Origin of the sequence: Shewanella sp. c952, assembly GCF_019654975.1 — a bacterium.
In the GTDB taxonomy this organism is placed as follows: domain Bacteria; phylum Pseudomonadota; class Gammaproteobacteria; order Enterobacterales; family Shewanellaceae; genus Shewanella.
Genome location: NZ_BPEW01000002.1, coordinates 199,409 through 223,388, shown reverse-complemented (window position 1 = coordinate 223,388; position 23,980 = coordinate 199,409). Strand labels below are relative to the sequence as shown.

General features: G+C 42.8%; 19 protein-coding genes. 11 read left to right on the top strand and 8 right to left on the bottom strand.

The annotated features are described in order from the left end of the window. Positions 1 to 146: 146 nt before the first annotated feature. Positions 147 to 1,376 carry a multifunctional CCA addition/repair protein gene (locus K5R16_RS02770; protein ID WP_220736026.1) on the bottom strand — a complete coding sequence of 410 codons (1,230 nt, stop codon included), beginning with the start codon at positions 1,374 to 1,376 and terminating at the stop codon, positions 147 to 149. Positions 1,377 to 1,678: 302 nt separating this feature from the next. On the opposite strand from K5R16_RS02770, the gene K5R16_RS02765 reads away from it, so the two are divergent. After that, positions 1,679 to 3,274: an ExeA family protein gene (locus K5R16_RS02765; protein ID WP_220736025.1), complete on the top strand. Its 1,596-nt coding sequence runs from the start codon at positions 1,679 to 1,681 to the stop codon at positions 3,272 to 3,274. Beyond that, positions 3,274 to 4,299, top strand: coding sequence for a general secretion pathway protein GspB (locus K5R16_RS02760; protein WP_220736024.1), 1,026 nt, complete (start codon positions 3,274 to 3,276; stop codon positions 4,297 to 4,299). The genes K5R16_RS02765 and K5R16_RS02760 overlap by 1 nt, the downstream gene beginning before the upstream one ends. 96 nt (positions 4,300 to 4,395) lie before the next feature. Here K5R16_RS02760 and nhaD read toward each other — a convergent pair whose 3' ends face one another. Beyond that, a complete protein-coding gene (nhaD, locus tag K5R16_RS02755) occupies positions 4,396 to 5,643 on the bottom strand; it encodes a sodium:proton antiporter NhaD (RefSeq protein WP_220736023.1) in 1,248 nt (415 codons plus the stop codon). 696 nt (positions 5,644 to 6,339) lie between these two features. On the opposite strand from nhaD, the gene K5R16_RS02750 reads away from it, so the two are divergent. Then, the gene (locus K5R16_RS02750) at positions 6,340 to 6,525 is read left to right on the top strand and encodes a hypothetical protein (RefSeq protein ID WP_220736022.1); all 186 of its coding nucleotides are present in this window, start codon (positions 6,340 to 6,342) and stop codon (positions 6,523 to 6,525) included. Positions 6,526 to 6,603: 78 nt separating this feature from the next. Here the strand turns inward: K5R16_RS02750 and hemL are convergent, their stop codons facing one another. The 4 genes from hemL to K5R16_RS02730 form a co-directional block, all read right to left on the bottom strand. Further along, on the bottom strand, positions 6,604 to 7,893 hold the full coding sequence (gene hemL / locus K5R16_RS02745; protein WP_220736021.1) for a glutamate-1-semialdehyde 2,1-aminomutase: 1,290 nt from the start codon (positions 7,891 to 7,893) through the stop codon (positions 6,604 to 6,606). 28 nt (positions 7,894 to 7,921) lie between these two features. After that, positions 7,922 to 8,941, bottom strand: a complete 1,020-nt coding sequence (locus K5R16_RS02740) for an aspartate carbamoyltransferase (RefSeq protein ID WP_220736020.1) — start codon at positions 8,939 to 8,941, stop codon at positions 7,922 to 7,924. Positions 8,942 to 9,162: 221 nt separating this feature from the next. Next, entirely contained in the window at positions 9,163 to 10,329 is a 1,167-nt protein-coding gene (locus K5R16_RS02735; RefSeq protein ID WP_220736019.1) for a hypothetical protein, read from the bottom strand. Between the two features lie 76 nt (positions 10,330 to 10,405). After that, entirely contained in the window at positions 10,406 to 11,410 is a 1,005-nt protein-coding gene (locus K5R16_RS02730) for an FAD:protein FMN transferase (RefSeq protein ID WP_220736018.1), read from the bottom strand. Positions 11,411 to 12,081: 671 nt separating this feature from the next. Between K5R16_RS02730 and lgt the strand changes: the two genes are divergently transcribed. From lgt to K5R16_RS02715, 3 genes are all read left to right on the top strand, one after another. Next, the gene (gene lgt / locus K5R16_RS02725; RefSeq protein ID WP_374758373.1) at positions 12,082 to 12,864 is read left to right on the top strand and encodes a prolipoprotein diacylglyceryl transferase; all 783 of its coding nucleotides are present in this window, start codon (positions 12,082 to 12,084) and stop codon (positions 12,862 to 12,864) included. Between the two features lie 211 nt (positions 12,865 to 13,075). Further along, complete coding sequence (locus K5R16_RS02720) at positions 13,076 to 13,669, top strand: GDSL-type esterase/lipase family protein (protein ID WP_220736016.1); 594 nt, start codon at positions 13,076 to 13,078, stop codon at positions 13,667 to 13,669. A 339-nt stretch (positions 13,670 to 14,008) separates the two neighbouring features. Then, entirely contained in the window at positions 14,009 to 14,737 is a 729-nt protein-coding gene (locus tag K5R16_RS02715; protein WP_220736015.1) for an HDOD domain-containing protein, read from the top strand. A 63-nt stretch (positions 14,738 to 14,800) separates the two neighbouring features. On the opposite strand, the gene K5R16_RS02710 is transcribed toward K5R16_RS02715, so the two are convergent. Then, positions 14,801 to 15,703: a LysR family transcriptional regulator gene (locus K5R16_RS02710; RefSeq protein ID WP_220736014.1), complete on the bottom strand. Its 903-nt coding sequence runs from the start codon at positions 15,701 to 15,703 to the stop codon at positions 14,801 to 14,803. 1,031 nt (positions 15,704 to 16,734) lie between these two features. Here K5R16_RS02710 and K5R16_RS02705 point away from each other — a divergent pair. The 5 genes from K5R16_RS02705 (at position 16,735) to K5R16_RS02685 (ending at position 22,069) form a co-directional block, all read left to right on the top strand. Next, positions 16,735 to 17,130, top strand: a complete 396-nt coding sequence (locus K5R16_RS02705) for a SirB2 family protein (protein ID WP_220736013.1) — start codon at positions 16,735 to 16,737, stop codon at positions 17,128 to 17,130. A gap of 8 nt (positions 17,131 to 17,138) precedes the next feature. Further along, positions 17,139 to 17,918 carry a tetratricopeptide repeat protein gene (locus K5R16_RS02700; protein WP_220736012.1) on the top strand — a complete coding sequence of 260 codons (780 nt, stop codon included), beginning with the start codon at positions 17,139 to 17,141 and terminating at the stop codon, positions 17,916 to 17,918. Between the two features lie 163 nt (positions 17,919 to 18,081). Continuing rightward, positions 18,082 to 19,350: a DUF819 domain-containing protein gene (locus K5R16_RS02695; protein WP_220736011.1), complete on the top strand. Its 1,269-nt coding sequence runs from the start codon at positions 18,082 to 18,084 to the stop codon at positions 19,348 to 19,350. A gap of 71 nt (positions 19,351 to 19,421) precedes the next feature. After that, positions 19,422 to 20,270 carry a 3-deoxy-8-phosphooctulonate synthase gene (gene kdsA / locus K5R16_RS02690; RefSeq protein WP_220736010.1) on the top strand — a complete coding sequence of 283 codons (849 nt, stop codon included), beginning with the start codon at positions 19,422 to 19,424 and terminating at the stop codon, positions 20,268 to 20,270. Between the two features lie 239 nt (positions 20,271 to 20,509). Continuing rightward, on the top strand, positions 20,510 to 22,069 hold the full coding sequence (locus K5R16_RS02685) for an AbgT family transporter (RefSeq protein ID WP_220736009.1): 1,560 nt from the start codon (positions 20,510 to 20,512) through the stop codon (positions 22,067 to 22,069). Between the two features lie 94 nt (positions 22,070 to 22,163). Here K5R16_RS02685 and K5R16_RS02680 read toward each other — a convergent pair whose 3' ends face one another. Next, the gene (locus K5R16_RS02680) at positions 22,164 to 23,942 is read right to left on the bottom strand and encodes a flavocytochrome c (protein WP_220736008.1); all 1,779 of its coding nucleotides are present in this window, start codon (positions 23,940 to 23,942) and stop codon (positions 22,164 to 22,166) included. Positions 23,943 to 23,980 lie beyond the last annotated feature (38 nt).

Below are 23,980 nucleotides of genomic sequence, written 5' to 3'. Positions count from 1 at the left end.
TTTTTGCTATGCATTTTAGTGCTAAGGTCTGAATACCTTAGCGAATATATGCTCAAATGCAAGCTAAGTGCGATTTTAATGCTAAATAACACAGATATAATACTAGACCATAAATATAGAAATACGCTGAATTTTTTCCATTTTGCTCATTTTTCGAAATTCTGCTTAATTTCTTGTACTGCCTCAACACGAGAAGAGGTAAGTTGTTGCCTTATTTCTGCGCCTTTATACCCTGCATCAATAATGTCCTTCACTACGACATTTGAGGCCGCTGCAAAACATTGCTGAATATAGCCAGCTTGAGGGTAAGGGGAAAGTTCAAACCCGGTTCTCCCTTTGGCATCGGCTTCGCAGCTTAGTAGTAACTGCTGAAGACGATGTGGCTTGCGCCAAAAGTCGGCCTTATCAAAAAGCTTCACTATCGTGTCAGCTCGAAGTTCATGGGCATTATGGATATTTTGATGTTGGTCGCTAACTAATAACGCAAGGTCACGATATTCATTGGGGACTCTAAAGCGCTCGCAAAGTGCCTTAATAAGAGGCAAGCCCTTTTGGCCATGACCATGATGTTTAGGTAGTGATTCTTTTGGACTTAACGCTTTACCAAGATCATGCACTAATGATGCAAAGCGAACGGCATTATCGGTAGATAATTTTGCAGCTTGCTCAAGCACCATCAAGGTGTGTACTCCTGAATCAATTTCTGGATGCCATTGTTCGGGTTGTGGTACACCAAAAAGCGCATCAATCTCAGGAAATAGCACAGCTAATGCGCCGCACTCTTTCAGTACGTTAAAGAAAACTTGTGGCGCATCGGACGATAATGCTTTATCGAGTTCGATATAAACTCGCTCTGCGGTTAACGCTTCGAGTTCGCCGCTTTGGCTTATCTCCGCCATCAGTGTCATTGTTTCTGCTGCTATGCTGAAACCAAGAGAGTGGAACCGAGCTGCAAAACGGGCTACCCGCAGTACACGCAGAGGGTCTTCTATAAAGGCATCTGAAACGTGCCTTAGGATTCGGGCATTAAGATCGGCAATACCATTGAAAGGATCATATCTATTTCCAGCATCATCTTCAGCAATAGCATTAACCGTTAAGTCTCTTCGAAGCAAATCTTGTTCTAGGGTGACATTCGGCGCTGCATCCACACTGAACCCACCATAACCCGCTGCGGTTTTTCGCTCTGTTCTAGCGAGCGCGTACTCTTGCTGAGTTTTTGGATGCAAAAATACCGGAAAGTCTCTGCCAACTTGCTTATAGCCAAGAGCTAGCATTTGCTCTGGTGTTGCACCAACCACCATATAATCACGATCTTTAATTGGTAGATTTAGCAAACTATCGCGGACAGCGCCGCCAACAAGGTAAATTTTCACAATAAAACTCATCTATGGACATAAGTGCTAGTTTAGCATGGATAAATTGATGTTCGACGCCAAAATCAGTCACGATAGACCTCTTAGTTTAGCAGTTTAACCTGTAGCAAGTTTTGACAACGCTTCAGCTTGGCTTTAACGTGAGTGCAATTTCTATATTTCTGTCATAACGCTAAGCGTCTGCTGACAAGCTAATTGCCCATCGGGGCGTAGTTTCTCGATAACCAAAGCGTTTGATTAACTGCGGAGTTATTCACAGCTGTAACTGCTGTCGAACTGCTCTCAAAAGGATTGAAAGCGGCATGTATAAGGCTTTTTTTGGATTAAAAGATAATCCATTTTCGATTGCACCTAACCCTCATTATCTCTTTCTTAGTGATCGTCATAGAGAAGCATTAGCCCATCTCACTTACGGCTTAGGTGAAACCGGTGGATTTGTTTTACTGACGGGGGAAGTGGGCACTGGTAAGACTACAGTATCACGCTGCTTACTCAATCAACTGCCTGAGAACACCGATACCGCTTTTATTCTTAACCCTGCTCTGACCGAGTTAGAACTGCTTGCCACTTTGTGCGATGAATTAAAGATAAGCTATGGCGAATCACCAACTCTTAAGCAACTGACCGACAGGATAAGTACCTTTTTACTGGATAACCACAGTAAAGGGCGTAATACGGTTCTTATTATTGACGAAGCACAGCATCTCAAAGCTGAAGTGCTTGAGCAATTGAGACTTCTGACCAACCTAGAAACCGATACTAAGAAATTACTGCAAGTCATTTTAATTGGGCAGCCAGAACTGCAACAACTGCTTAAACGTCAGGAGCTACGACAGCTGGCCCAGCGTATAACAGCACGTTACCACTTATTGCCGCTAACTATTGAAGAGGTAGCACTTTATGTGCAGCATCGCCTACAGGTTGCTGGACGTCATGAGCCACTATTTCATAAAAGTGCTGTAAAAGCGCTGCATAAACATAGTGGTGGGATCCCAAGACTGATTAACTTGCTGTGTGAGCGTGCTTTAATGGCGAGCTACGGCCAGTCTAAAGTGCCCATTGATAACAAGATGATCAATATGGCATCTGTTGAAGTTTTAGGGGAGGAGCCTGAAAAGCGTAATATTTGGCTCCCCGCCGGATTAGCTGCAGCGCTAGTGCTAACTTTCAGTGGTGCTTTTTATCTCTTTAGCCAAGGTGCGAGCGAGCATGTTAGCGCGGCTAATATATCGCCATCTAGCAACAAGCCAACCGCTGTGACAACTGCAAAGTTAGACAGTAGCCAGCGAGTACTTAAAAGCGCAATAGCACAAAGCCGTGATATCGATAATGCCTATGCCAGTATATTGGGCTTGTGGGGCAAAACACCTTATATAGGTTTAACGGCTTGTCAGTCTGCTCAGCAACAGGGACTCTCTTGTTATCAACAGCAGGGCAATTGGAATTCAATTGTGAGATTGAATTTTCCAGCCGTTGTTTATTTAGTTGATGAGCAACAACAAGCATTTTACGGCACAGTGGTTGCGAGACAGGGGGAGCAAATATTACTGCAACTTAACGAGCAGCAATTGTGGGTTAAACGCGATTGGTTTACTCGTCACTTTAGTGGAACATTTGAGATCCTCTGGCAAGCGCCAAAGAGTCAGGTTAATGAAATCGGCAAGTCAGCTAATCAGGCGCAACTGCAATGGCTAGAAAATAGCTTGGCGATAGTCAATGAGTCTTCACCGCGATTAGTTAGCGAATTTGATAGTTATCTTGAGCAAAAAGTAAAAGAATTTCAACGTCAGCATGGACTGCGGGCTGACGGAATTGCAGGAGCGCAAACATTAGTTCAGCTAAACCTCTACTTAAGTGATATTGGCCCGCGTTTAGGTCAATCTAAGAGGCTGTATTAATGTCTATTTTACTTGATGCCGTCACGCGCGATAAGCAGCAATCACAAGCTATCCAGCATGATGTTGTTATGACGCCGCGCGCGGCGTACCAAACGCATAATAATGAATATCAAACCGCAAAGCGTATCGCGTTTTTTGTTGGGCTATTTTTATCGGTTATTGCTTTAGCTTGGGTGTTGAGTCAGGTGCTATTCAAGCCTGTTGCTAACACTTACGGCGAACAACTAGTTAGAACAAATACACAGCAAAATGAAGTCGAGCAAGTGACAGCGCAACCGACATTGAGTGAACAGCCATTTAATGCTGCTGGGGTTAAGCTTGCCGGAAAGGTAGCGTTACCTGTCGCGCAAGTTATGCCAAAAGCGGATGTATCCAGCTATCAACGACAACCTGTGAGTGTAAACGAGGTTGTTGATAATTCTGACGGCGCTAAAGCTTCGGATAATAATGAGCAGCAAGACTTGCTAGCAGCGGTGCTGAAAGCGCAGAAAAGTGTTGAAGCTGATACGGCTAATACGGTTGATAGCGTGCAATCAAACAGCGGTGATGCAGAGCCGATTATTTTAGGTGCTAATGCGAACCAACGTGGCCAAGATATGCTGGCATCGTTGCAGTATGAAGTTGATCTTGCTGCGGCTGATGTTGGTTTAGATAGACTGCCTAAGCCTCAAAATGATAATAATCTAGTGGCTGCATTTGAAGCTGCGCTCAAAGAAGTTGAACGTGAAAACGCGGTGGCCACACCGGTCACTCAACCTGATTTAGATCCTATTCCGACCACACCCAAATCAGATGCAATTCCTAAGTATGGGCAATTGCCTGCAGGGCTTCAACTACAAGTGCCAGAATTCAATATTAATGCACATGTCTATTCAAGTGTGGCTGATAATCGTTGGTTGAATGTCGATGGTAAAGAATTGCAACAGGGCGACATGATCCAGGGGAAGTTAACCGTCGTCGAGATCCGCCCGCGTGATGTCGTTCTGTCTATTGAAGGGACGGAGTTTAAAGTCCCGGCTATTTAGTGCTGAGCTATCAATAAACAATCGTTACAGTGATAAAAAAGGCCTAACAGAAGTTAGGCCTTTTTTAATGATGACAATCGTTGGTTAGCGCAGTCACTAGCCGTAGAAATGGTAAGCCAGTAGTAAAGTAAGGCCATAGCCTACGCTGTAACATAAAGCTAGCGCGGGTACGAACTTTAGGTAGCTAACAAAGGTTAGCTCCTTCACTTTGCTCATGGCGATAATACCAGCGGCAGAACCAATGACCAGCAATGAACCACCCACACCTACTGAGTATGTTAACCCAAGCCATTCCGGGGTATTAAGTACGGGTTCAGCCTTTAACAATGCGGCTGTTAGTGGCACGTTATCAAGCAGTGCTGAGCCTATGCCTGCTACAAAGTTAGATATATTCGGATCGAACTGAGAATAGACCTGGGTGAGCAGATCAAGAGTACCTATCTCTTTCAGCATCCCCACTAGCAGTAAAATGCCTAAGAAGAATAACAGGGTGTCGTATTCTACTTGGCGAATATATTCCAAAATCTGTAACTCCTCTTTGTTACTGCGAGTTGTATGGCCAACGAGGAACATTACCGACAAGCCCGTTAAGAAGGTTAACACTGGCGGGATGCCAAACAGGATATTCAATGCCATGGTCATCACAATGGTGCTGAAAAAGATCACCGCGATAATAATATCAACTGAGCGCACCTCTCTTTTAATCGGTGTGGTGCTCACTTCTCCTTCAGCCTTTAGCGAGAAAAGCATCGCAAGTAGCATGACGCTAACCGCTGCAGGTACAAATAGCAGCAGTAGTTCCGACATGTGTACATGGCCGCCAAGGAAAATCATCAATGTGGTCACATCACCTGTAATGAGTGCTACTCCGCCAGAGTTAACAGCGAAGATTATCAACACTGCCATGCGTCGGCGCATTTGCTTATCGAGCTTAAAGGTTGTTAGTAACCCTAGCGATACCAAGGTTGCTGTAACGTTGTCACAGATGGCTGAAAGCACTAGAGAGAAGAAAGCGACTTGCAGCATTAACATCCGTACAGAGACTCGCTGTGGGAACAGCTTTTGTACCAGTATTTGGATCATACCTTTTGCATTGAGATAGGCGACAAATGTCATCGTCGACATTAGGAATAGCCATAAAGTGGCAATTTCAAGCAAGTTTTCGTTTAGCTGCTCTTCGATTAATTTCTCATGGCCAGGATCTCCAGCGGCCATAAAAAGTGCAATCCAAGAGATACATCCGAAAAATAGGGTGGTTTTAGCTTTATTGAGATGGGTAACTTCTTCAAACACAATACTTAACAACGCAAGTACTGCTAGCGATATTAGAAATGCGTACAACATAGGGCGACTCACAGGCGATTTTTATATTGGATACTGAAATCAGTATTGTTCTGCTACTAAAAAAGATAGCGAACAGTTTTGGATAGCAAAGTCTTGTGGGACGTTAATTAGCTATAGCAAGCTATCGATTAAGGTAATGGAGATGACCTTCCCAAAATCTTTAACCTAAGATGCAGCGTATTAAAATCCATTGACCAAGGCTTTACGCAGTCCAGCTCCAGAACGTATCAATTCAAAAGTGTTATCCGCTTCTAATCTTGACGCGCTTTGAACCTAACTCATGCAATGCCTCAGACATTCACATTTCCAAATTGTTTGGCTAAATATTTAAGCTTTCCTTGATAGAGCGCGGCGATCAGACCACAGCAAAAAACAGAACGCAACTGTTATCTAGTTCAAACTTTTCCAGAAATCGTGATTTAGGTGGTGCGTTATTGCTTTTTTGTAGACTTTTAAACTGGTAGCGTGGGGATTGCCAGTAGTATCTGTTGTCGTGATTTTGGGTTTGTTCCCGATCGCAGCAGGGTTACCTGAGCCGTTTGAATCATTAATTTTCGTTAATTAATGCTAATAGAACGCTAAGGTATAAGAGACGGTAAATTGGCATTGTCAATTTGTTGACTGCTTAGTAAATGAACAGTATATTGTGCTCAAAGTAAATGCTTACTACAACATTTAGTGATTGAGGGCGAAACAATGGCTTTTTTTGTTCGAAGTTTTTTACTGTTAGGCGCAGTTGTTTGGCTACTTGTTAGTTTGAAACAACTTGTTGGATTAGGCATTTTTGAAAATCCAGGTTTAGTTCGAGATAACCTAACTTTATTGGCACAGGCGTTAGTGGCTGTCGTTGTGATAAAAACATCTGTACGGGCAAAAAATTAACCTTGTTTAATTGATGAAAATAAAAAAGGAACACCTAGGTGTTCCTTTTTTATGTCTACAATAAGTGACTTTTAAGCGTTAGCCTTTAGCCATTTTTGCAAATACACGTTCTGCAGCCGCAAGTGTTGCTTCAAGCTCTGCTTCACCATGCGCAAGCGATAGGAAACCAGCTTCATAAGCACTTGGTGCTAAGTAAACACCTTCATCTAGCATGCCATGGTAAAATACAGGGAATTTCTCTGCATCACATTTAGTGACTTGCTCAAATGAAGTAACCTTTTCCTCTTCAGTAAAGAAGAAGCCAAACATGCCACCCACGTAGTTGATTGCCATTGGAATGCCGTGTTTATTAGCCGCCGCTTTAAAGCCTTCTGCAATGTACTGTGTCTTAGCTGCTAGCTGCTCGTAAACGCCATCTTCACAAAGTGCTTCCATCTGTGCAAGACCAGCAGACATTGCAATAGGGTTACCTGACAGTGTACCGGCTTGGTAAACTGGACCTGTTGGAGCGATAAACTGCATCACATCTTTACGGCCACCAAAAGCGCCTACTGGCATGCCGCCGCCAATCACTTTACCTAATGTGGTTAGATCGGGCGTGACACCGTAGTGACCCTGTGCACCGCTCTTAGATACGCGGAAACCGGTCATGACTTCATCGATAATCATCAATGCGCCATATTGGTCACAGATAGCACGTAGCCCTTGTAAGAAACCTTCTACAGGTGGGATACAGTTCATGTTACCGGCAACAGGCTCTAAAATAATGCACGAAATCGCTTCAGGGTACTGCTCAAATAGTGCCTTAACAGAATCTAGGTCATTATAAGTAGCTGTAAGTGTGTGCTTAGCAAAATCTTCTGGAATACCTGGAGAGCTAGGCTGACCTAGAGTCAGTGCACCAGAACCTGCTTTAACTAATAGGCAATCAGCGTGGCCGTGGTAACAGCCTTCAAACTTTAGGATTTTGTCACGGTTAGTGAAGCCACGTGCTAAACGGATCGCACTCATGGTCGCTTCAGTACCTGAACTCACCATACGAACTTGTTCCATTGAAGGTACCATTTCGATGACTTTTTCAGCCATAGTCACTTCAAGTTCAGTTGGTGCACCAAATGATAAACCGTTCTCTACTGCTTTTAATACAGCTTCACGGATTTTCGGATGGTTATGGCCTAAAATCATCGGTCCCCAAGAACCAACATAGTCGATGTACTTCTTGCCATCAGCGTCAAAGATATAGGCGCCATCAGCTTTTTCAATAAAACGTGGAGAACCACCAACACCATTAAATGCGCGGACTGGAGAGTTAACGCCGCCTGGAATGGTTTTTTTAGCCTGTTCAAATAGTTCGTCGGAACGGGTCATTTTAGATCCTTAAAAGTCAGTAGCCTGATTAAAATTCAGCTTTTCGTGAATACCAATTGACTGGGCGCTCATATTGCTCCAATTGAGAGTCAACACCTAGCGTCAGTGCAAACAGTGCCATACGAATTAATAAACCGTTATCTGCCTGCCTAAATATAGCCAGGTTAGGGTGGTTATTAAGATCGTTATCCAGTTCATTTGCTTGTTCACGAGAGTCTCGCGGCAAAGGATGCATGATCACTGTGTTAGATTTACAATTCTTGGTATAAATACTTTGGTTAAGTCGAAACTTACCACGATATTTATTTGCTTCATCCTGTGACGGGAAGCGTTCTTCTTGAATTCGAGTTAGATAGAGTATATCAGCGCGATCTAAATTGCCTTCAAGTTGGTCTGTTATTGTGATCTTATGCCCAGCATTTTCAATGTCATCGATCACATAGTCAGGCATTGCTAACTCTTTAGGTGACACTAACGTGAAGCTGACATCTTTATACATACATAACAGACGAGATAAAGAGTGCACGGTGCGGCCAAATTTCAAATCGCCGACCATCGCAATGTGCATGCCGCTAATATCACGGCCACCAGAGGCGAGCTCTTTCTGAATGGTAAAGAGATCCAGTAGTGCTTGGGTCGGGTGCTCGTTTGAGCCATCGCCGCCATTGATCACTGGCACGCGGCTACCTTCTGCAAACTCTTTAACTGAAAACGCTTCAGGGTGACGCATCGCAATCACATCAGAGTAGCTGGAGAGTACTCGAGCAGTATCGTAAAGAGACTCACCTTTTGATAATGATGATGAAGCCATACCGACGGTTTCATTAACTTTGCCGCCTAGCAGGTTAAATGCACAGCCAAAGCTGATACGAGTACGTGTGCTCGGCTCAAAGAAAAGGTTGCCCAATACCGCGCCATCTAAAACAGTAGTGCGTTTCTGTCTTAAAGCGTAGGGGGTCATACGAGTAGCGACATCGAAGATGTTCTGTACGGCATCCAGATTAAGCTGGTTTACCGAAAGGATATGTGAACCTTGAAACTGAGTCATCAGCCTTTATTTCCAATTTCTGGGGGGCTTTTTAGCACGCGTTATCACGCAGCTAATTTGCCCTAAATTTATGTAGGGTGGCTGAGGCGGCACTATAGCAGAAAGTCCAATGTAGTGGAATATGTGTGGGATTGAATATGCATTGGAAAGCATGTAAGAAAGGTGGGGGATAGAAAAAAACGGCTGCTATATTCGCAGCCGTTTGTTGAATCGGTTAGGGGTTAACCTAGTGGGATAATGCTGTCTACTTTGAATACTAAAGAACAAGAACCAACATCTTCCCAGTTGACTTGGGCTGGTGTGAAGTTTTCGCCAGCGCCGAAGCCAGGAAGAACTGTTGACCAACCTTGCTTTAGCGCAGTCTTAGTGTAGTCAAGAGTTGCAAGGATACGGGCTCCTTGGTTACGCTCATGTTTAACTGAAAGCATTGGATCATACTCATAGTAAGACATACGCGCCTCACCATTCATAACCGCGTTGTAACAGGTGTTGTTTTTACCAATGCTCATTGAAACAGTGTAGTCATCACCCTCTTTCTTCATGCCGTAGCCGAAGATGGCAATATTTGCCGTTTCAACAATTTCATTGGTTTCTTCATCGGTAAACTTATTTACCGTAGAGATAAGCTTTGCGCCCATCTGGTTACTAAAACCATTTAAGCTATAACTCTTGCCGTCAGTTGGGAACATCGCTTTGATATGTTCTCTGTCTTCCAACTGACAAGCTGCTGCTAAGTTATCGACACCTGGCGCTTCATCTGTAGCTTCGGCCCATTCGAAGTTATGTACAGAACCGCTTAGGCGTGAAGCTAGATAATCGGCATTTAAATATGATGCAGGTGTGTAATAGAACGAGCCCGACGCCCCTGTTTTACCATCTACAAGAGTCGGTGATGGGTTTGGCTGAGTAAAGGTTGGATCTGTTGGTTTACCTTCAATAGGTGCTTCTTCTAGATGTGGATTATCATGACATTGCGAACATGTCGCGCCATAATCTGCGTGGGGCACTTCAACTGGTGCTTCATAGGTATGGCATGATAAGCAATCAGCTTCTTCTGCCGCTTTCACCATATAACTTGGGGTTGCACTTGCTGCTACAATTGGCGCATTAGGATCAACATAGTCAAATTTTACACCTGCTTCTGCACATTGCTGACTGAAATTACTGATGTAGCTGACGGCTTTTGCTTGTAAGCCGGTATTGTCAGCCGTAAGCGCATCGTTGTTTTCAGTAAGTGTCTTGTTTGAAGATGTTAATTCAGAATTTTGAGTTTCAAGTGTCGCAATTTGTGCTTCTAGTCCTGAGGTATCAGTATTGTCATCATCATTACAACCCGTTAGTGCCAATATTGAGACACAAAGTAGGCTTAGTTTAAATTTGTTTTTCATTTTGTATTCCCCTGCGTAGATTAATTCTACTTATGTTTTTATTTATTGCTTGTTATGCAATTTTGTATAGTTATTTCTAATTTATGTATTGCTTAAAACTATTTGAGTAGTGTGTGGTTAGTTTTCCAAATTTGTCCTCTATTATCATAATTGAAAGATTATTGTTATTTGCTATTTCTAATGATTTATTAACAGGTAACACCATGAATGCAGTTGCCAATCCATCAGATTTCATACAGCTGTCGCTAATAACAGTTGCTGATACCACTGTATGCTGTACTGGTTTCCCCGTGATGGGATTAATAATGTGAGAGTAGTGTTTTCCATTACTTTCAAAGTATTTTCTGTAATTCCCTGAAGTTGCTATACCTTTATTACCTGGTTCGATCACTTCAATTTGACCACTCGAATATGCAAAAGGTTTATCAATACCCACTGTCCAAGGCTTATTACTTTTATTGCCTTTTAGCTTTAACTCCCCACCAATATCAACGATGTAATTTTCGATATTATTTTCTTCTAGAATTGCCGCAATCACATCGACGGCATAGCCTTTAGCAATAGCAGAAAGGTCGATACTGACATCTTTATGGTATCTCTGTAATTTCCTGTCTTTAATGGTTATTTTTTCGGCGCCGGTTAGTTTTTTTACTGTTTCTATCTCTGAGTCTGATGGTGCATTTTCAATTATTCCGCTAACGCCAAACCCCCAAAGTTGTATAAGAGGTGCAACGGTGATGTCTAAAGCACCTTCAGTAAGTTGATTAAGCTTTAGCGAACTATCAATAACCTTAGCTAACTCAGGAGAAAGCTCGATATTATTTAGCTGGCTACCGCTATTAATTTTGCTTAACTCTGAGTTACTGTTCCATGTAGACATGGATTGACTTATATGTTTAAGCTTATTGTTTATTCTATTTGATAGTTCGTTCATTCTATCTGCTGTGATATTTTCTTCTGACCAAGTGACTTTGAAATTATTCCCCATGGTGAAGCCTTTTAGAGTTTTTATTTCATTTGCTGAGCAGTTGAATGAAGCGGTTGCTATGATTGAAATTACAATTATAAAAAAAATATTCATGTGGCTTAATGTATGGTTAATCTTATTTTAAGGTACATATATATCTATTTTGTAAATGTGACTGTTATCAATATTATTTAGCTTGATGCATCTTGATACAACTCTATTAGTGTGTTCTCTTTTTGGTTTTGTTGTTTTTTGATGGTTATCTATCTGATGTTTAGGTCTTTTTATAGATGTGCAGCTGTGTGGGTAAGTGAATGCTTTTAGTTAAGCCTAATTTAGAAGTGTTTGTATTTCATGGTTAATTATTGTTGTGGTCATATCTATAATTATTATATGTCATGAGCCTGCTCAAATAATATGTGGTTGTGTGATTGATTCTGAGTAAATTAAATTAGTGTGCACCATTTTGTTATTTCTATATAAATGTGAACTAATAGTATTTGATTTAGAAATAGCTATTCTCCCTTATTATTGTCAGTGGTGCCTAATTGGGTGGTAATGGGTTGTGACCTCAACTTCAGCTTTGACAATACATAAATGAACAACAGATGCTGTTAATGAGCGAATCCTTCTATTGGTGAGTCCGTCGTCGAGTCACTGAGCGGTCTAATTTGACTTTATTGGCTGATGCGCTTGCTAAATCGATTGTTGCAGAGTAAAACAGCGCAATAGATTCGAGTATTTTGATTTAAAAGCATAGCTTTGGAAGGTTTAAATTGGACCACATGATTTGGAATGTAGACCCTGTAGCAATTAGTTTTATGGGGCTTAAAGTACATTGGTACGGCATATTGTTCGCATTGGCGATTGCCTCTGGCTTTCAGGTGATGAAGCGTATTTATGTTAGGGAAAATTTGCCAGTTGAGTCGTTAGACAATCTACTGATGTATTGTGTGGTGGGCATTATCGTCGGCGCGCGCTTAGCCCATTGTCTATTCTACGATCCAGCGTATTACCTAAGCCACCCACTTAAAATATTTGCGATATGGGAAGGCGGCTTAGCGAGCCATGGCGGCGGACTAGGTGCCATCCTAGCGCTTTATTACTATCAACGTCAGGTGAAGTTACCATTCTTATTCCTGCTTGACCGTTTGGCTATTGCTACAGCGATCTTTGGTTTCTTTGTGCGAATGGCAAATTTCGTTAACTCAGAGATTCTTGGCTTACCGACTGATAAGCCATGGGGGATTATCTTTGAAAGAATTGATATGTTACCTCGCCATCCAGCGCAGCTGTACGAAGCTATTGCCTACTTGTCAATTTTTGCCTTGTTATGGTGCATCTATAGAATGACTGAGATGAAGCAGAAACATGGTGCCATTTTTGGACTGTTCTTAGTTCTAGTATTTAGTGCTCGTTTCGCTATTGAAATGGTGAAGGTTAAACAAGCTGTTTATGCTGATTCATGGACATTCAGTGCTGGCCAATTGTTGAGTATTCCATTCTTGCTAGTGGGCATAGCGCTGCTCGTCATCCCTTATATGCGTAAAGCTAACACGAGCGAATAGAATCTGGCTTACTCAATGCAATTAAAATCGCTGCCGTGATGCGTCAGCGATTTTTTGTGCTTAACAGTGCAGAACTGTGATGAAACCTAGAATGCCAACTGGTGAATAACCTTTTAGACTCGCTGGTACAAAGACCTGCTTAAGCATTCATTTTTGCTGGGTTAATCATTATGCTAGTCATTAGCACCTTTTTATTGGTTGAGTTTGAGATATGAAATTTGGTTTACTGCTTTTATTGCCCTGTATATTGCTACTGCAATCGTGCCAAGATGCGCGACTGCCTCTTTTGTCATCAGGCGCTACTATTGTCGCTTTTGGGGATAGCTTAACTGCAGGTGTTGGTGCTAGCAAAGGGGCTGATTATCCGGCTCAACTCGCTGACATTAGTCAATTAACGGTTATCAATGCTGGTATATCTGGTGAAACTACGGCTAAAGGGCGACAGAGGTTGCCTTCAGTATTAGCAAAACATTCTCCAGAGCTGCTCATCTTACTAGAAGGCGGCAATGATTTTTTAAGAAATCGTCCTATCGCTGAGACCAGAAATAATTTGGCGAGCATGATTGAGTTGGCACAATCGCAAGGGATCACAGTGTTGTTAATCGCGGTACCACAGAAAAGCCTATTTCTTACTCCTTCACCTATTTATGCTGAGTTAGCGCAGGAGTACCAATTAGTCTTGTTGGAAGAGACGCTTAGCGAACTGTTAGGCAGCCCAAGTCAAAAATCAGATACCATTCATCTTAATGACAGCGGTTACCGAGCGTTAGCTGAAGCCATTAATCATTATATAGGCCGGGCTTAACTCGAACTCGATTTACCAGTATCGAGTGTTAATAGCAGAAAAAAGCTAAAATAGTGAACTTGATCCTTGGTCGTTGAGTTAGCGGGGCTCTTAAGTCTATGTACTCACTAATTATTAAGGCTTATACAGCCAATTTACGGGGGTTTTTACCTTTGACACAGTCTTTATTTGGATTGTTATTGGAATCACAGATTTATTCACTAAACTAAATTTAATGCGCAAAAAATGGCTGAAACTTGCTAAGCTAGGGGCAGAGAGCTTGGCTCCAATTGCCAATTGTTAAGAGTTATTAGCAGATTGAGCATATATATAAATATAATAAAAGGTTTAACGTTTCAAATGACAGATCTTGAGCAGCAGGTATTTACTCAAGTACGCGCGATTATCGGCAATGAAGAGCAGGTAATTGGCCGTAGAGGGATACTTATCCCATTAAAAAAAGCCATCATAGCTGATGGTGATATTCGAAATGTCATTGACATTGTCTCGTCAGATCCGGCGCTATCTGCACACTTATTGTGGCGTAGCAGTACGGCAAATCAAATCTCTGCTCAATCCGCTAAGAATCGTTCATTGAAGGATGCATTAGTTAGGCTTGGACAGGTGAATATTTACCGTTACGCGTTTACTTTTTATTTGAAAGAAAGACTCGATGAGTTAAAAGAGCCTTACAAAAAACTGGTTCACGGCTACTGGGCATTAACAGAGGCCGTTGCAACCGATGCAGTCGATACTCTGTATCAAATGAATAGTTTTGATATCAGCCCTGATGAAGTGCAAACTCTAGCGCTGTTTAGTGTGTTTGGAGATATCATCGCGCTGACTGCTTTTGCTTACCTAAATAGTGAAGTAGATAAGCCTTATTCACTTAGCGTGCTTAAAGGTATTCTTGAAAATCAGCAGCAAACACTGACTATGGAGGCATTTGAGTCTCTAGGGCTAGATGATGAGCTACGTGATGAATTTTTGATTGCCCACAATTTGCGACAAACTCATAACGCTTCGTCACCAGGTTTAGTACTTAGACGAACGCTAGCTAAACGAAACCTCCTATTAAGACCACTATAGAGTTAATAAAAAGCCTGCATTTAGCAGGCTTTTTTATATCGATTGATTGGTGAGCAAGTCGTTCTATTTGAGCTTTTGCTTTTCAATTCCTTCCTTAGCAACCATTTCTAACCAATGCTGTGCTAAACGGGCATTTGAACCATTTCTACGGTACGCCCCAAATAATGGTCTTTTAAGCCCGTCAGGACCCAACTTGATACTAACTAGGTTTAGGCCGTGGCTTTCACTGATTGACCAGTTTGGTAATGCAGCAATACCATCTTTACAGGCAATGCGTTGTAGCAACATCATGGTGAGGTCACATTTGATGATTGCACCCGCCTGAATGCCTGCAGGCTCCATGAAGTGGCGGTAAATATCCAATCGTTCTAGCGCTACCGGATAGCTTAAAATTGGCAGGTTTTCAAGCTGCTTTGGTGTGACAAACTCTTCATTGGCAAGCGGGTGGTTACTGGCCACAACAAGTCGTACTTCAAAGTCAAAAAGGTGCTGATAAGCAATTGCTTGCCCTGGCACAGGATCTGAGGTTAGCACCACATCTAGTTCACCCACCTCAAGTGCATTCAGTGAATCAAATAGGTGACGGCTTGAAAGGTCAAGATCTGCCTGAGGATATTCCTGCCTAAATAGCTCCATAACTGGCATTAACCAGCGGAAACAGCTGTGGCACTCAATTCCCACACCCAGCTTATTATCGCCCTCTTCAAGACCTTTTTTTAGATCAAACTCGGTCTCTATGACCTTAGGCAAAATGTCTTCTGCAAGGTTTAGTAATCTTGAGCCTTCTTGGGTGAAAGATAACGGCTTACTCTTTCGCACAAAAATGGCTGAGTTAATCCTAGTTTCAAGTTCCTTGATCTGATGAGACAGTGCCGATTGTGTGACAAAGCGCTTCTTCGCAGCACCTGCGAGACTTCCGCTTTCTTTTAGGGCAACTAATGTACGTAAATGTCTAAGCTCTATCATTTTATCCTCACATGAAGTTGTCTCATGTTGCTCTTGAATTCAATTCGATTGCGATGAAATAGATTACCATAATGGACACTTGGACGTCCAGACGTCTAGGTGTGTAATTTGAAACAATATAATCCAGAGCGGCATGTATCTGAATTTTATTCATCTTAACACTAAAGGGTATACAATATGCAATAAAATGGTTTTGATTTTTTCTAAATAGGATATCAGGCTAAATTTAAGGTCGTTATAGATAGGCATTAACTTGGTGAACGTTTACCGTTTTAACTTTTTGATATTATTTAATATTTTGTTTGTGGTGCCGGTATTGTTAAGTTGATTCTAGGGGCTGATTATTCCACGAAAAAGATTTTGCATATTATGAGCAAATAGCTAAATTGGGTGCGACTTTGGACGTAATTTCCGAATCGCATCGTGAACCTAATGGTGCCGCTCTCGATACTTTTCATAAAATAGTCTGTGGTCGAATATCTAAAGGTAAGCATAATTAGCTGTAAAAATGACCCGGTTTTTAATGCCAATTCTCGCTATATTGTTCTTGGGTGAGTTAAAAAAGTTGTTTTGCATCAGTTATAGACAAATTTTTATGAGGTCGGTGAGCGTTGGCTTATCAAGGAAAATGACTCGGCTAGCCCGGGTGTTTATCTATCTGGCAGCAGTCGCTGATGAGAGCTTGATAAACGATCACAGAAGCCCCCGTTACTTAATCTATGCCGTGCAATACTTGTTCGCTTTGAAGCTTTAGGTGTGGCCTTGTGTATTTTACAAGGCAGAACCTGTTGAAATAGAGTCAGTGGAAGCCGCAGTTCGTTAGACATACTAAAGCACTAAAACAGTTAAAGAGTCAGCTGCATGAGTCAAAGAAAGACAACGCTCCGCCAGACCGTTTGCAGCTAACGCTTAGCTATATCTATGCAAAGGTTAAATTTTGCGCACTCCTGCTCAATACTATTCGCTGATATTGGTTATGGTTAAGGGGATCGGGTACACTAGCGCCTTTGTCGGCTAAAAGACCTAAAATCATGGAAACTTTTTATAGTTTATACCCTGTGTTTAAGCATACTCATATGACGTTTGTTGCGTTAAGTGTGCTGTTTTTTGTTGTGCGTTTTTCGCTTCATTTACGTCAGTCGCCGATAATGGACAAAAAGTTCGTTAAAATTGCGCCGCACGTTATCGATACTTTCCTGCTGCTATCTGGTTTGGTTTTGTGTTTTTCTATTAAACAGTATCCATTTGTTGATCCTTGGATGACAGAAAAACTAAGCGCTGTAGTTGCCTACATCCTTCTAGCGACTATCGCTCTTAAGGCTAATCGTAATAAATTATTTAAAGTATTTGCCGCATTAGGCGCAATTGGTTGGGTGGTTTACGCCGCGAAACTGGCTGTGTTTAAGCAAGCAGTTTTATTAGGTTGAAGACTCACTTGAAACTCAACGATTCTATCCAATTACCTGAAACAGCCTTTGATGTTGCTGAACATCTGGGCTTTTCTAAAGTGAAAAATGCTAATTGGGCTTGGCTTGAGCTTGCAGGCTCGGTGTTAAGCTTTTATGTGGTTGACAGACATGACCGTTTAAAAGCACTTCTGAACTGGTTTTATAACGACTTGGGTTTCTGTGCACGGGAAGCTTATTACAGCGCGGAAGCAGCCGATCTAGGTAAGTGCATGACATCAAAACAGGGTAATAGTACCACGCTAGCCACTGTGCTGATGTTGTTGGCAAAGCAATTGGATCTTAAATTAGAGCCGTTGCTTTTACCTGGGCAAACGGTACTTCTGAGCCAAATTGACGATGATATTCGCTATATAGATCCGCTAACTGGTAATGAGTTAAGCAAACATCAACTGCATATATTAGTACGTGGTGAGCTAGGCAATGCTGCCGCATTTAAACCTAGCTACCTAAAGCCAGCGTCAGTAAAGCGCATCGTGTCACGCATGATCCATGAGATGAAAGCGGGCAGTATTGTCGCGCACAAATTTGAACCTGCGATGGAATGTTGTAATTTGCTGCTGCAATGGCACTCGGAAGATCTCAACCTCAACCGCGAGCGAGCTTTTATTGCCCAGCAGTTGGGTTGTATTAGCGTCGCGACGGCGGATTTAAAGCATTTTGTCGATAACAGTCCACATGACCCTGTCATTGAGCTGGTAAAGATGCAATTGAAAGAGCTTAAAGAGGACGTTGAAACGTTCCATTAAGCGCAAAAAAAGAGAGCCGAATGGCTCTTTTTTCGTTACACCACTATCAGTATTAGAGTGTACAAATACACCATTACTAAAACAACAAATTGAACAACAAGAATAATAACTAGGCAAGGTATTGTTATTTACAATACAGCCACTATCAGGGGGATAGGGTAAAATGAGTAGTTCCGATTCGATCAGTAGTGCATTGGTCACCAATGATGCCACAGCGCTTGGCATTTTAGCGGTTGTGCTGGGGTTTGTATTTTACACCAGTAACAGCAGCCATCATTTCTGGAAGAAGTTTTACACTTTCATTCCAGCATTGTTGATGTGTTATTTCTTACCATCACTGCTCAATACCTTTAATATCATCGATGGTGATAGTTCTAAGCTGTATTTTGTCGCTTCACGTTATCTACTTCCCGCTTGTTTAGTGTTACTTATTTTAAGTGTCGATCTAAAAGCCATTCTCTCGCTCGGCCCGAAAGCGATAATTATGTTTTTGACCGGTACTGTCGGTATTGTGATTGGCGGTCCAATTGCATTATTGATCATCTCGAGTATCAACCCTGAAGTGCTTGGCGTCACTGGCCCTGAAGCTGTATGGCGCGGCATGACAACCCTTGCCGGAAGTTGGATTGGTGGCGGCGCCAACCAAGCCGCGATGAAAGAGATCTATGAAGCCGGTGGGGATATCTTTTCTATCATGGTGACGGTTGACGTTATCGTGGCAAATATCTGGATGGCAGTGCTGCTGTTTATGGCTTCAAAAGCGAAAGAGATTGATGCTAAGACCGGCGCCGATACATCGGCTTTAGAAGCATTAAAAGAGAAGGTGGAGAAATACCACGCCGAGAATGCTCGTATCCCAAGTTTGAATGACTTGATGATGATTGCAGCGATTGGATTTGGTATTACTGGTCTTGCACATGTGGTCGCCGATTTCTTAGGCCCATTCTTTGAAGCGAACTACCCTTGGACTCGCGATTACAGCTTAACGTCTAAATTCTTCTGGTTAATCGTCACGGTAACCACAATTGGTTTAGCTATGTCGTTCAGCCCTGTTCGTCATTTGGAAGCGGCTGGTGCATCAAAAGTGGCAACAGTTTTCCTGTATATCTTGGTTGCGACCATTGGTTTGCACATGGATGTCTCAAAACTGTTCGATGCCGATAACCTTTGGTACTTTGCTATTGGTATGATTTGGATGCTGATCCATGCAAGCTTTATGTTGATTGTGGCTAAACTGATAAAAGCGCCGCTGTTTTATATGGCGGTGGGCAGCCAAGCAAATGTTGGTGGTGCGGCATCAGCACCTGTTGTAGCAGCAGCTTTCCATCCTGCATTGGCACCTGTGGGTGTGCTTCTGGCTGTGTTGGGCTATGCTTTAGGCACTTATATGGCGTGGATGTGTGGCCAAATATTGCAGCTAGTTGCAAGCTAGACTCACAAAGTAAAACTTATTTTGAATAACGCCAAGACAGCGGTTTTGGCTCAGATAGAGAGAAGAGATTGATGAGCAATAAAACCATTGATTTAGGTTCGATTAAAATCGCAAATGACAAACCTTTTGTGTTGTTTGGTGGTATGAATGTGCTTGAGTCACGGGATCTTGCAATGCAGATTGCCGAGACTTACGCTGAAGTGACTCAGAAACTGGGGATCCCTTACGTATTTAAAGCATCGTTCGATAAGGCAAACCGCTCTTCTGTTAACTCTTACCGCGGTCCAGGTATGGAAGAGGGGTTGAAGATTTTTGAAGAGATTAAGTCAACCTTCAACCTGCCGCTAATCACTGATGTTCATGAAGTACATCAGTGTGCACCTGTGGCTGAAGTTGTTGATATTATTCAGCTGCCGGCGTTCTTAGCACGTCAAACTGACTTAGTAGTTGCAATGGCTAAAACTGGCGCAATCATTAACGTGAAAAAGCCACAGTTTTTAGCGCCGCACGAAATGCGTCATATTATTAGCAAGTTTAATGAAGCGGGTAATGACGAGATCATTTTATGTGAGCGTGGTTCAAGCTTTGGTTATAACAACCTAGTTGTTGATATGCTGGGTATGGATGAGATGAAGCAATCGGGTTACCCAGTGATTTTTGATGCTACTCACGCGCTGCAAAAACCTGGTGGACGTAGCGATAGTGCTGGTGGTCGTCGCGCTCAAGCAACAGAGCTTGCTCGCAGTGGTATGGCATTGGGCTTGGCTGGCTTGTTCATTGAAGCTCATCCTGATCCTGATAATGCTAAGTGTGATGGCCCTTGTGCACTGCCTTTGCATCAGCTAGAGAACTACTTAACCCAAATGAAGGCCGTAGATGACCTTGTTAAGTCGTTTGCGCCAATTGATACCAGTAAATAATCTATCAGTTTCTAGTGTTAAAATAAGTTGACTGACTAAAGCCTCGTTTTATAACGAGGCTTTTTTGTATGAGCAGCTAATTGAATCTTAAAGTTAACACCAAATCAGCTGCTCAATTTAAGTTTGGGTAAAGCCTCAAATTATATCCTATCGTTTACTAAGAAATCCGCGTCGCAAATACTGAGTCAATTCTATTGGCTATTAGGCTAGACGGATAACACAAAATAGGTTGAATGATTATGGCTAGTACACAAACCCAGGCCGATAATGGCGCCCCCGGGATGTTGGGAAAAGCACTTGATGGCATTGAGCGTGTCGGTAATAAGTTACCTGACCCTGCGATGTTATTTTTAATATTGATGTTTGCAGTATGGGGCTTATCAGCCTTATTGTCGGGTGTTAGTTTTGATGCGATAGATCCGCGTACCGATAGCCCGATAGTGGTTAATAACTTGCTTAGTGCAGAAGCGCTTACTCACTTTCTAACCTCGATGGTTACCACCTTTACCGCGTTTGCGCCTTTAGGTGTGGTACTTGTTGCGATGCTAGGTGTTGGAGTCGCGGAGCATTCAGGATTCATCAATACAGCGCTCAAGCAGATGCTGAAAGTGACCCCTGCAAAGTTACTGACTCCCGCTGTTGTGTTGGTCGGCATAATCTCTCATACCGCAACTGATGCGGGTTATGTGGTGGTTATTCCGCTTGCTGGCGTTATCTTCTTTACCGTCGGGCGCCACCCTTTAGCGGGTATTGCCGCAGCCTTTGCTGGTGTGTCTGGTGGTTTCTGCGCTAACTTTATTCCGTCGGGTATCGATCCGCTGTTACAAAGCTTTACTCAGTCGGCGGCGCAGATTGTTGATCCAAGCATTACGGTTAACCCGCTGAATAACTGGTTTTTTGCTGCTTCATCTTGTATTCCTATTACGCTGCTTATTTGGTGGTTAACCGATAAAGTTCTTGAGCCTAGACTTAATCGTACTCACAAAGTTAATCGTGATGAAGTTGATCTGCCAGCGATGGATGAGGTTACTCCAACGGAGATGAAAGCATTTAGAAGTGCATCGCTGGTGATGTTAATTGCCATTGTAGGCTTCTTCTCTTTGACCTTCCCTGAGAACTCCACACTTAGAGATAGTAATGGTTCACTTACCAGCTTTAGTGCACCGCTAATGCAATCGATTGTGCCGTTAATCTTTATCTTCTTCATGTTACCGGGTCTAGTATACGGTTATATCACAGGCAGTTTTAAGAACTCAAGTGATGTGGTTCAGGCGATGTCTAAGTCGATGAGCGGTATGTCGCACTACATAGTGATGGCATTTTTCTGTGCCCAGTTTGTTGCAGCATTCTCGGCATCTAATCTAGGGGCATTAATCGCTGTTGAGGGCGCAAGTGGTCTTAAGGCATTAAACTTACCAGCCGAAGTCACTGTGGTTGGTATGATAATCTTGGTTGGTTTTGTTAACTTGTTTGTAGGTTCATCATCGGCTAAATGGGCGTTAATAGGCCCTGTGCTGGTGCCGATGTTGATGCAGCTTAATATCAGCCCTGACTTATCTCAAGCAGCATACAGGGTTGGAGATTCAAGTTCGAATATCATCACGCCTTTGATGCCTTACTTCCCGCTAGTGGTGGTGTATTGCCAGCGTTATGTGAAGAACATAGGTATCGGTACACTCATCTCAATGATGTTGCCGTTTAGTCTGGCGCTAATGACGATATGGAGTGCTTGGCTACTGCTTTACTGGTCAATAGGCTTGCCATTGGGGTTAGGCTCAAGTTACAGCTATGGCTTGTAAGAGGTGATACTAATAGCGGCTTCTGAGGACTAATAGATAAAAGGCCAAGTGGTGGGACTTGGCCTTTTGTGGAGAGTGATGAGCTAAACGACTTTTATTTTTTATCTAGTGCGTGCTTGGCGGCATTTTCTCCAGCTTTACGGCCAAAGACTACCGTTTCTGCAATGGCATTTCCGCCTAAACGGTTGTGGCCATGTAAGCCTCCAGTTACTTCACCTGCAGCAAATAGACCTTCCATTTTCCAGCTTTGAAGGTTCAGAACGTTAGCATCTGTATCAACGGCTACACCGCCCATAGTGTGATGGATACCGGGAGCAACTTTAACTGCATAGAAAGGAGCTTTACTCAGGTTTAAAGGCATGTCTTCACGACCAAATGCATCATCTTTACCGACTGCTTGATACCTATTGTAATCATCAGCCGTCTTAGATAACGCTTTCATTCCTGTGATTTTTGCCAATTCTTCAATGGTATTAGCTTTACTTAGCATGCCTAAGTGTTCATAGCCGCGTACCATTTTCTTTTTCTCAACCAACTGTTCATCAAAGACTAACCAAGCATATTGATCTTTTTGCTTTAGAATTGCATCTGAAGCACGGTCACGAGTCGTTAGCTCACTAATGAAACGTTCACCATCGATGTTGACCATGATAGCGCCGACACCACGCACAGTTTCAGAAATAAGAATACGACTGTCTTTACCAATGGTTGGGTGTGCTTGAACCCAGTCGATATCGGTCATTGAGGCGCCAATTTCTTTTGCCAGTAAAATACCGTCGCCAGTGGCTGTGACGTTGTTCGAACTGGTCATGTCTTTCATGGTCGGGCGGTAGTAAGCAATCATCTGCTTATTCATACCGTAACCCCCTGTGGCAAGCACCACTGAGTCAGCCGCTATCATGTTATAACCACTATGACGACCGTGGACAACAACGCCTGCTATAGACTTGTCTTCATTTAGGACGATTTTTTCAACTCGAGAGTTTACTCGTACAGGAATATCGCGGGTTACTGCAGCTGTGCGCAGGGTATCTATAATGTGCGGCCCAACAGAAGCGCCACCAGATGGTCGATGAGTACGCTCAACTCGTGCGCCACCTGAGCGTTTTAAATCATCCATATTGGCGCCCAATGACTCAAGCCATTTCACCGCGTCAGCGGATTCTTCTGCTAGGATCTGCACCAGTTTTTCGTCATTTTTATAGCGGCCGCCTTTCATTGCATCTTCGGCGTACCATTCAACCTTATCTTCTATACCTTTCGCTTTTTGCTGTGGTGTCCCGACGGCGTTGATTCCACCTGCCGCAAGCATTGAATTACCACCCGTGTAAGCCGCTTTTTCAAAGAGAACCACGTTAGCACCCGCTGCCTTAGCTGAGATTGCCGCATTGAATCCGGCAGAACCGCCCCCTACTACAATGACATCTACCGTTTCTACTGGACCGTTATCGATGGCTTTCTGAATTTTTTCTTGGTTCCAACCTGCATCCCAGCGTTTTTTATCCTTGGCTTTTGCAAATGGCATTTCCATTTCAAAGTTATGGCAGTTATTACAGGTTAATGTTGCTTTAGCATGACCGGAGTGACATGAGGTACAGTTGATCTCGCCTAAATGTGAAGCATGTGGATCAAATTCAAGTTTGTCGCTAGCCAACTCTTCGTAAGAACCATGACAAGAGCGGCATTGTTGGTTCTCGTATGTTTGGCTATCGGTTATGTCTTTTTTAATGTCTTTTATTTTTTCTGCTAAGTGGCAAGATTCACAACTACCCATATCGGTGTGGAATGATGCTAGATCATTGCTCTTTGCTACAGCAGCGCCTGAAGACAATAGTATTACTGTCATTAATGAGGCGAGTTTAGTTAGTTTCATTGTTTACTCCATAGCGGTCTATTTGTAGTACTTGCTGA

Coding starts and splice junctions, on each gene's coding strand:
- K5R16_RS02765 (WP_220736025.1), top strand. CDS start 1,679: ATGTATAAGGCTTTTTTTGGATTAAAAGATAATCCATTTTCGATTGCA.
- K5R16_RS02760 (WP_220736024.1), top strand. CDS start 3,274: ATGTCTATTTTACTTGATGCCGTCACGCGCGATAAGCAGCAATCACAA.
- nhaD (WP_220736023.1), bottom strand. CDS start 5,643: ATGTTGTACGCATTTCTAATATCGCTAGCAGTACTTGCGTTGTTAAGT.
- K5R16_RS02750 (WP_220736022.1), top strand. CDS start 6,340: ATGGCTTTTTTTGTTCGAAGTTTTTTACTGTTAGGCGCAGTTGTTTGG.
- hemL (WP_220736021.1), bottom strand. CDS start 7,893: ATGACCCGTTCCGACGAACTATTTGAACAGGCTAAAAAAACCATTCCA.
- K5R16_RS02740 (WP_220736020.1), bottom strand. CDS start 8,941: ATGACTCAGTTTCAAGGTTCACATATCCTTTCGGTAAACCAGCTTAAT.
- K5R16_RS02735 (WP_220736019.1), bottom strand. CDS start 10,329: ATGAAAAACAAATTTAAACTAAGCCTACTTTGTGTCTCAATATTGGCA.
- K5R16_RS02730 (WP_220736018.1), bottom strand. CDS start 11,410: ATGAATATTTTTTTTATAATTGTAATTTCAATCATAGCAACCGCTTCA.
- lgt (WP_374758373.1), top strand. CDS start 12,082: ATGATTTGGAATGTAGACCCTGTAGCAATTAGTTTTATGGGGCTTAAA.
- K5R16_RS02720 (WP_220736016.1), top strand. CDS start 13,076: ATGAAATTTGGTTTACTGCTTTTATTGCCCTGTATATTGCTACTGCAA.
- K5R16_RS02715 (WP_220736015.1), top strand. CDS start 14,009: ATGACAGATCTTGAGCAGCAGGTATTTACTCAAGTACGCGCGATTATC.
- K5R16_RS02710 (WP_220736014.1), bottom strand. CDS start 15,703: ATGATAGAGCTTAGACATTTACGTACATTAGTTGCCCTAAAAGAAAGC.
- K5R16_RS02705 (WP_220736013.1), top strand. CDS start 16,735: ATGGAAACTTTTTATAGTTTATACCCTGTGTTTAAGCATACTCATATG.
- K5R16_RS02695 (WP_220736011.1), top strand. CDS start 18,082: ATGAGTAGTTCCGATTCGATCAGTAGTGCATTGGTCACCAATGATGCC.
- kdsA (WP_220736010.1), top strand. CDS start 19,422: ATGAGCAATAAAACCATTGATTTAGGTTCGATTAAAATCGCAAATGAC.
- K5R16_RS02685 (WP_220736009.1), top strand. CDS start 20,510: ATGGCTAGTACACAAACCCAGGCCGATAATGGCGCCCCCGGGATGTTG.
- K5R16_RS02680 (WP_220736008.1), bottom strand. CDS start 23,942: ATGAAACTAACTAAACTCGCCTCATTAATGACAGTAATACTATTGTCT.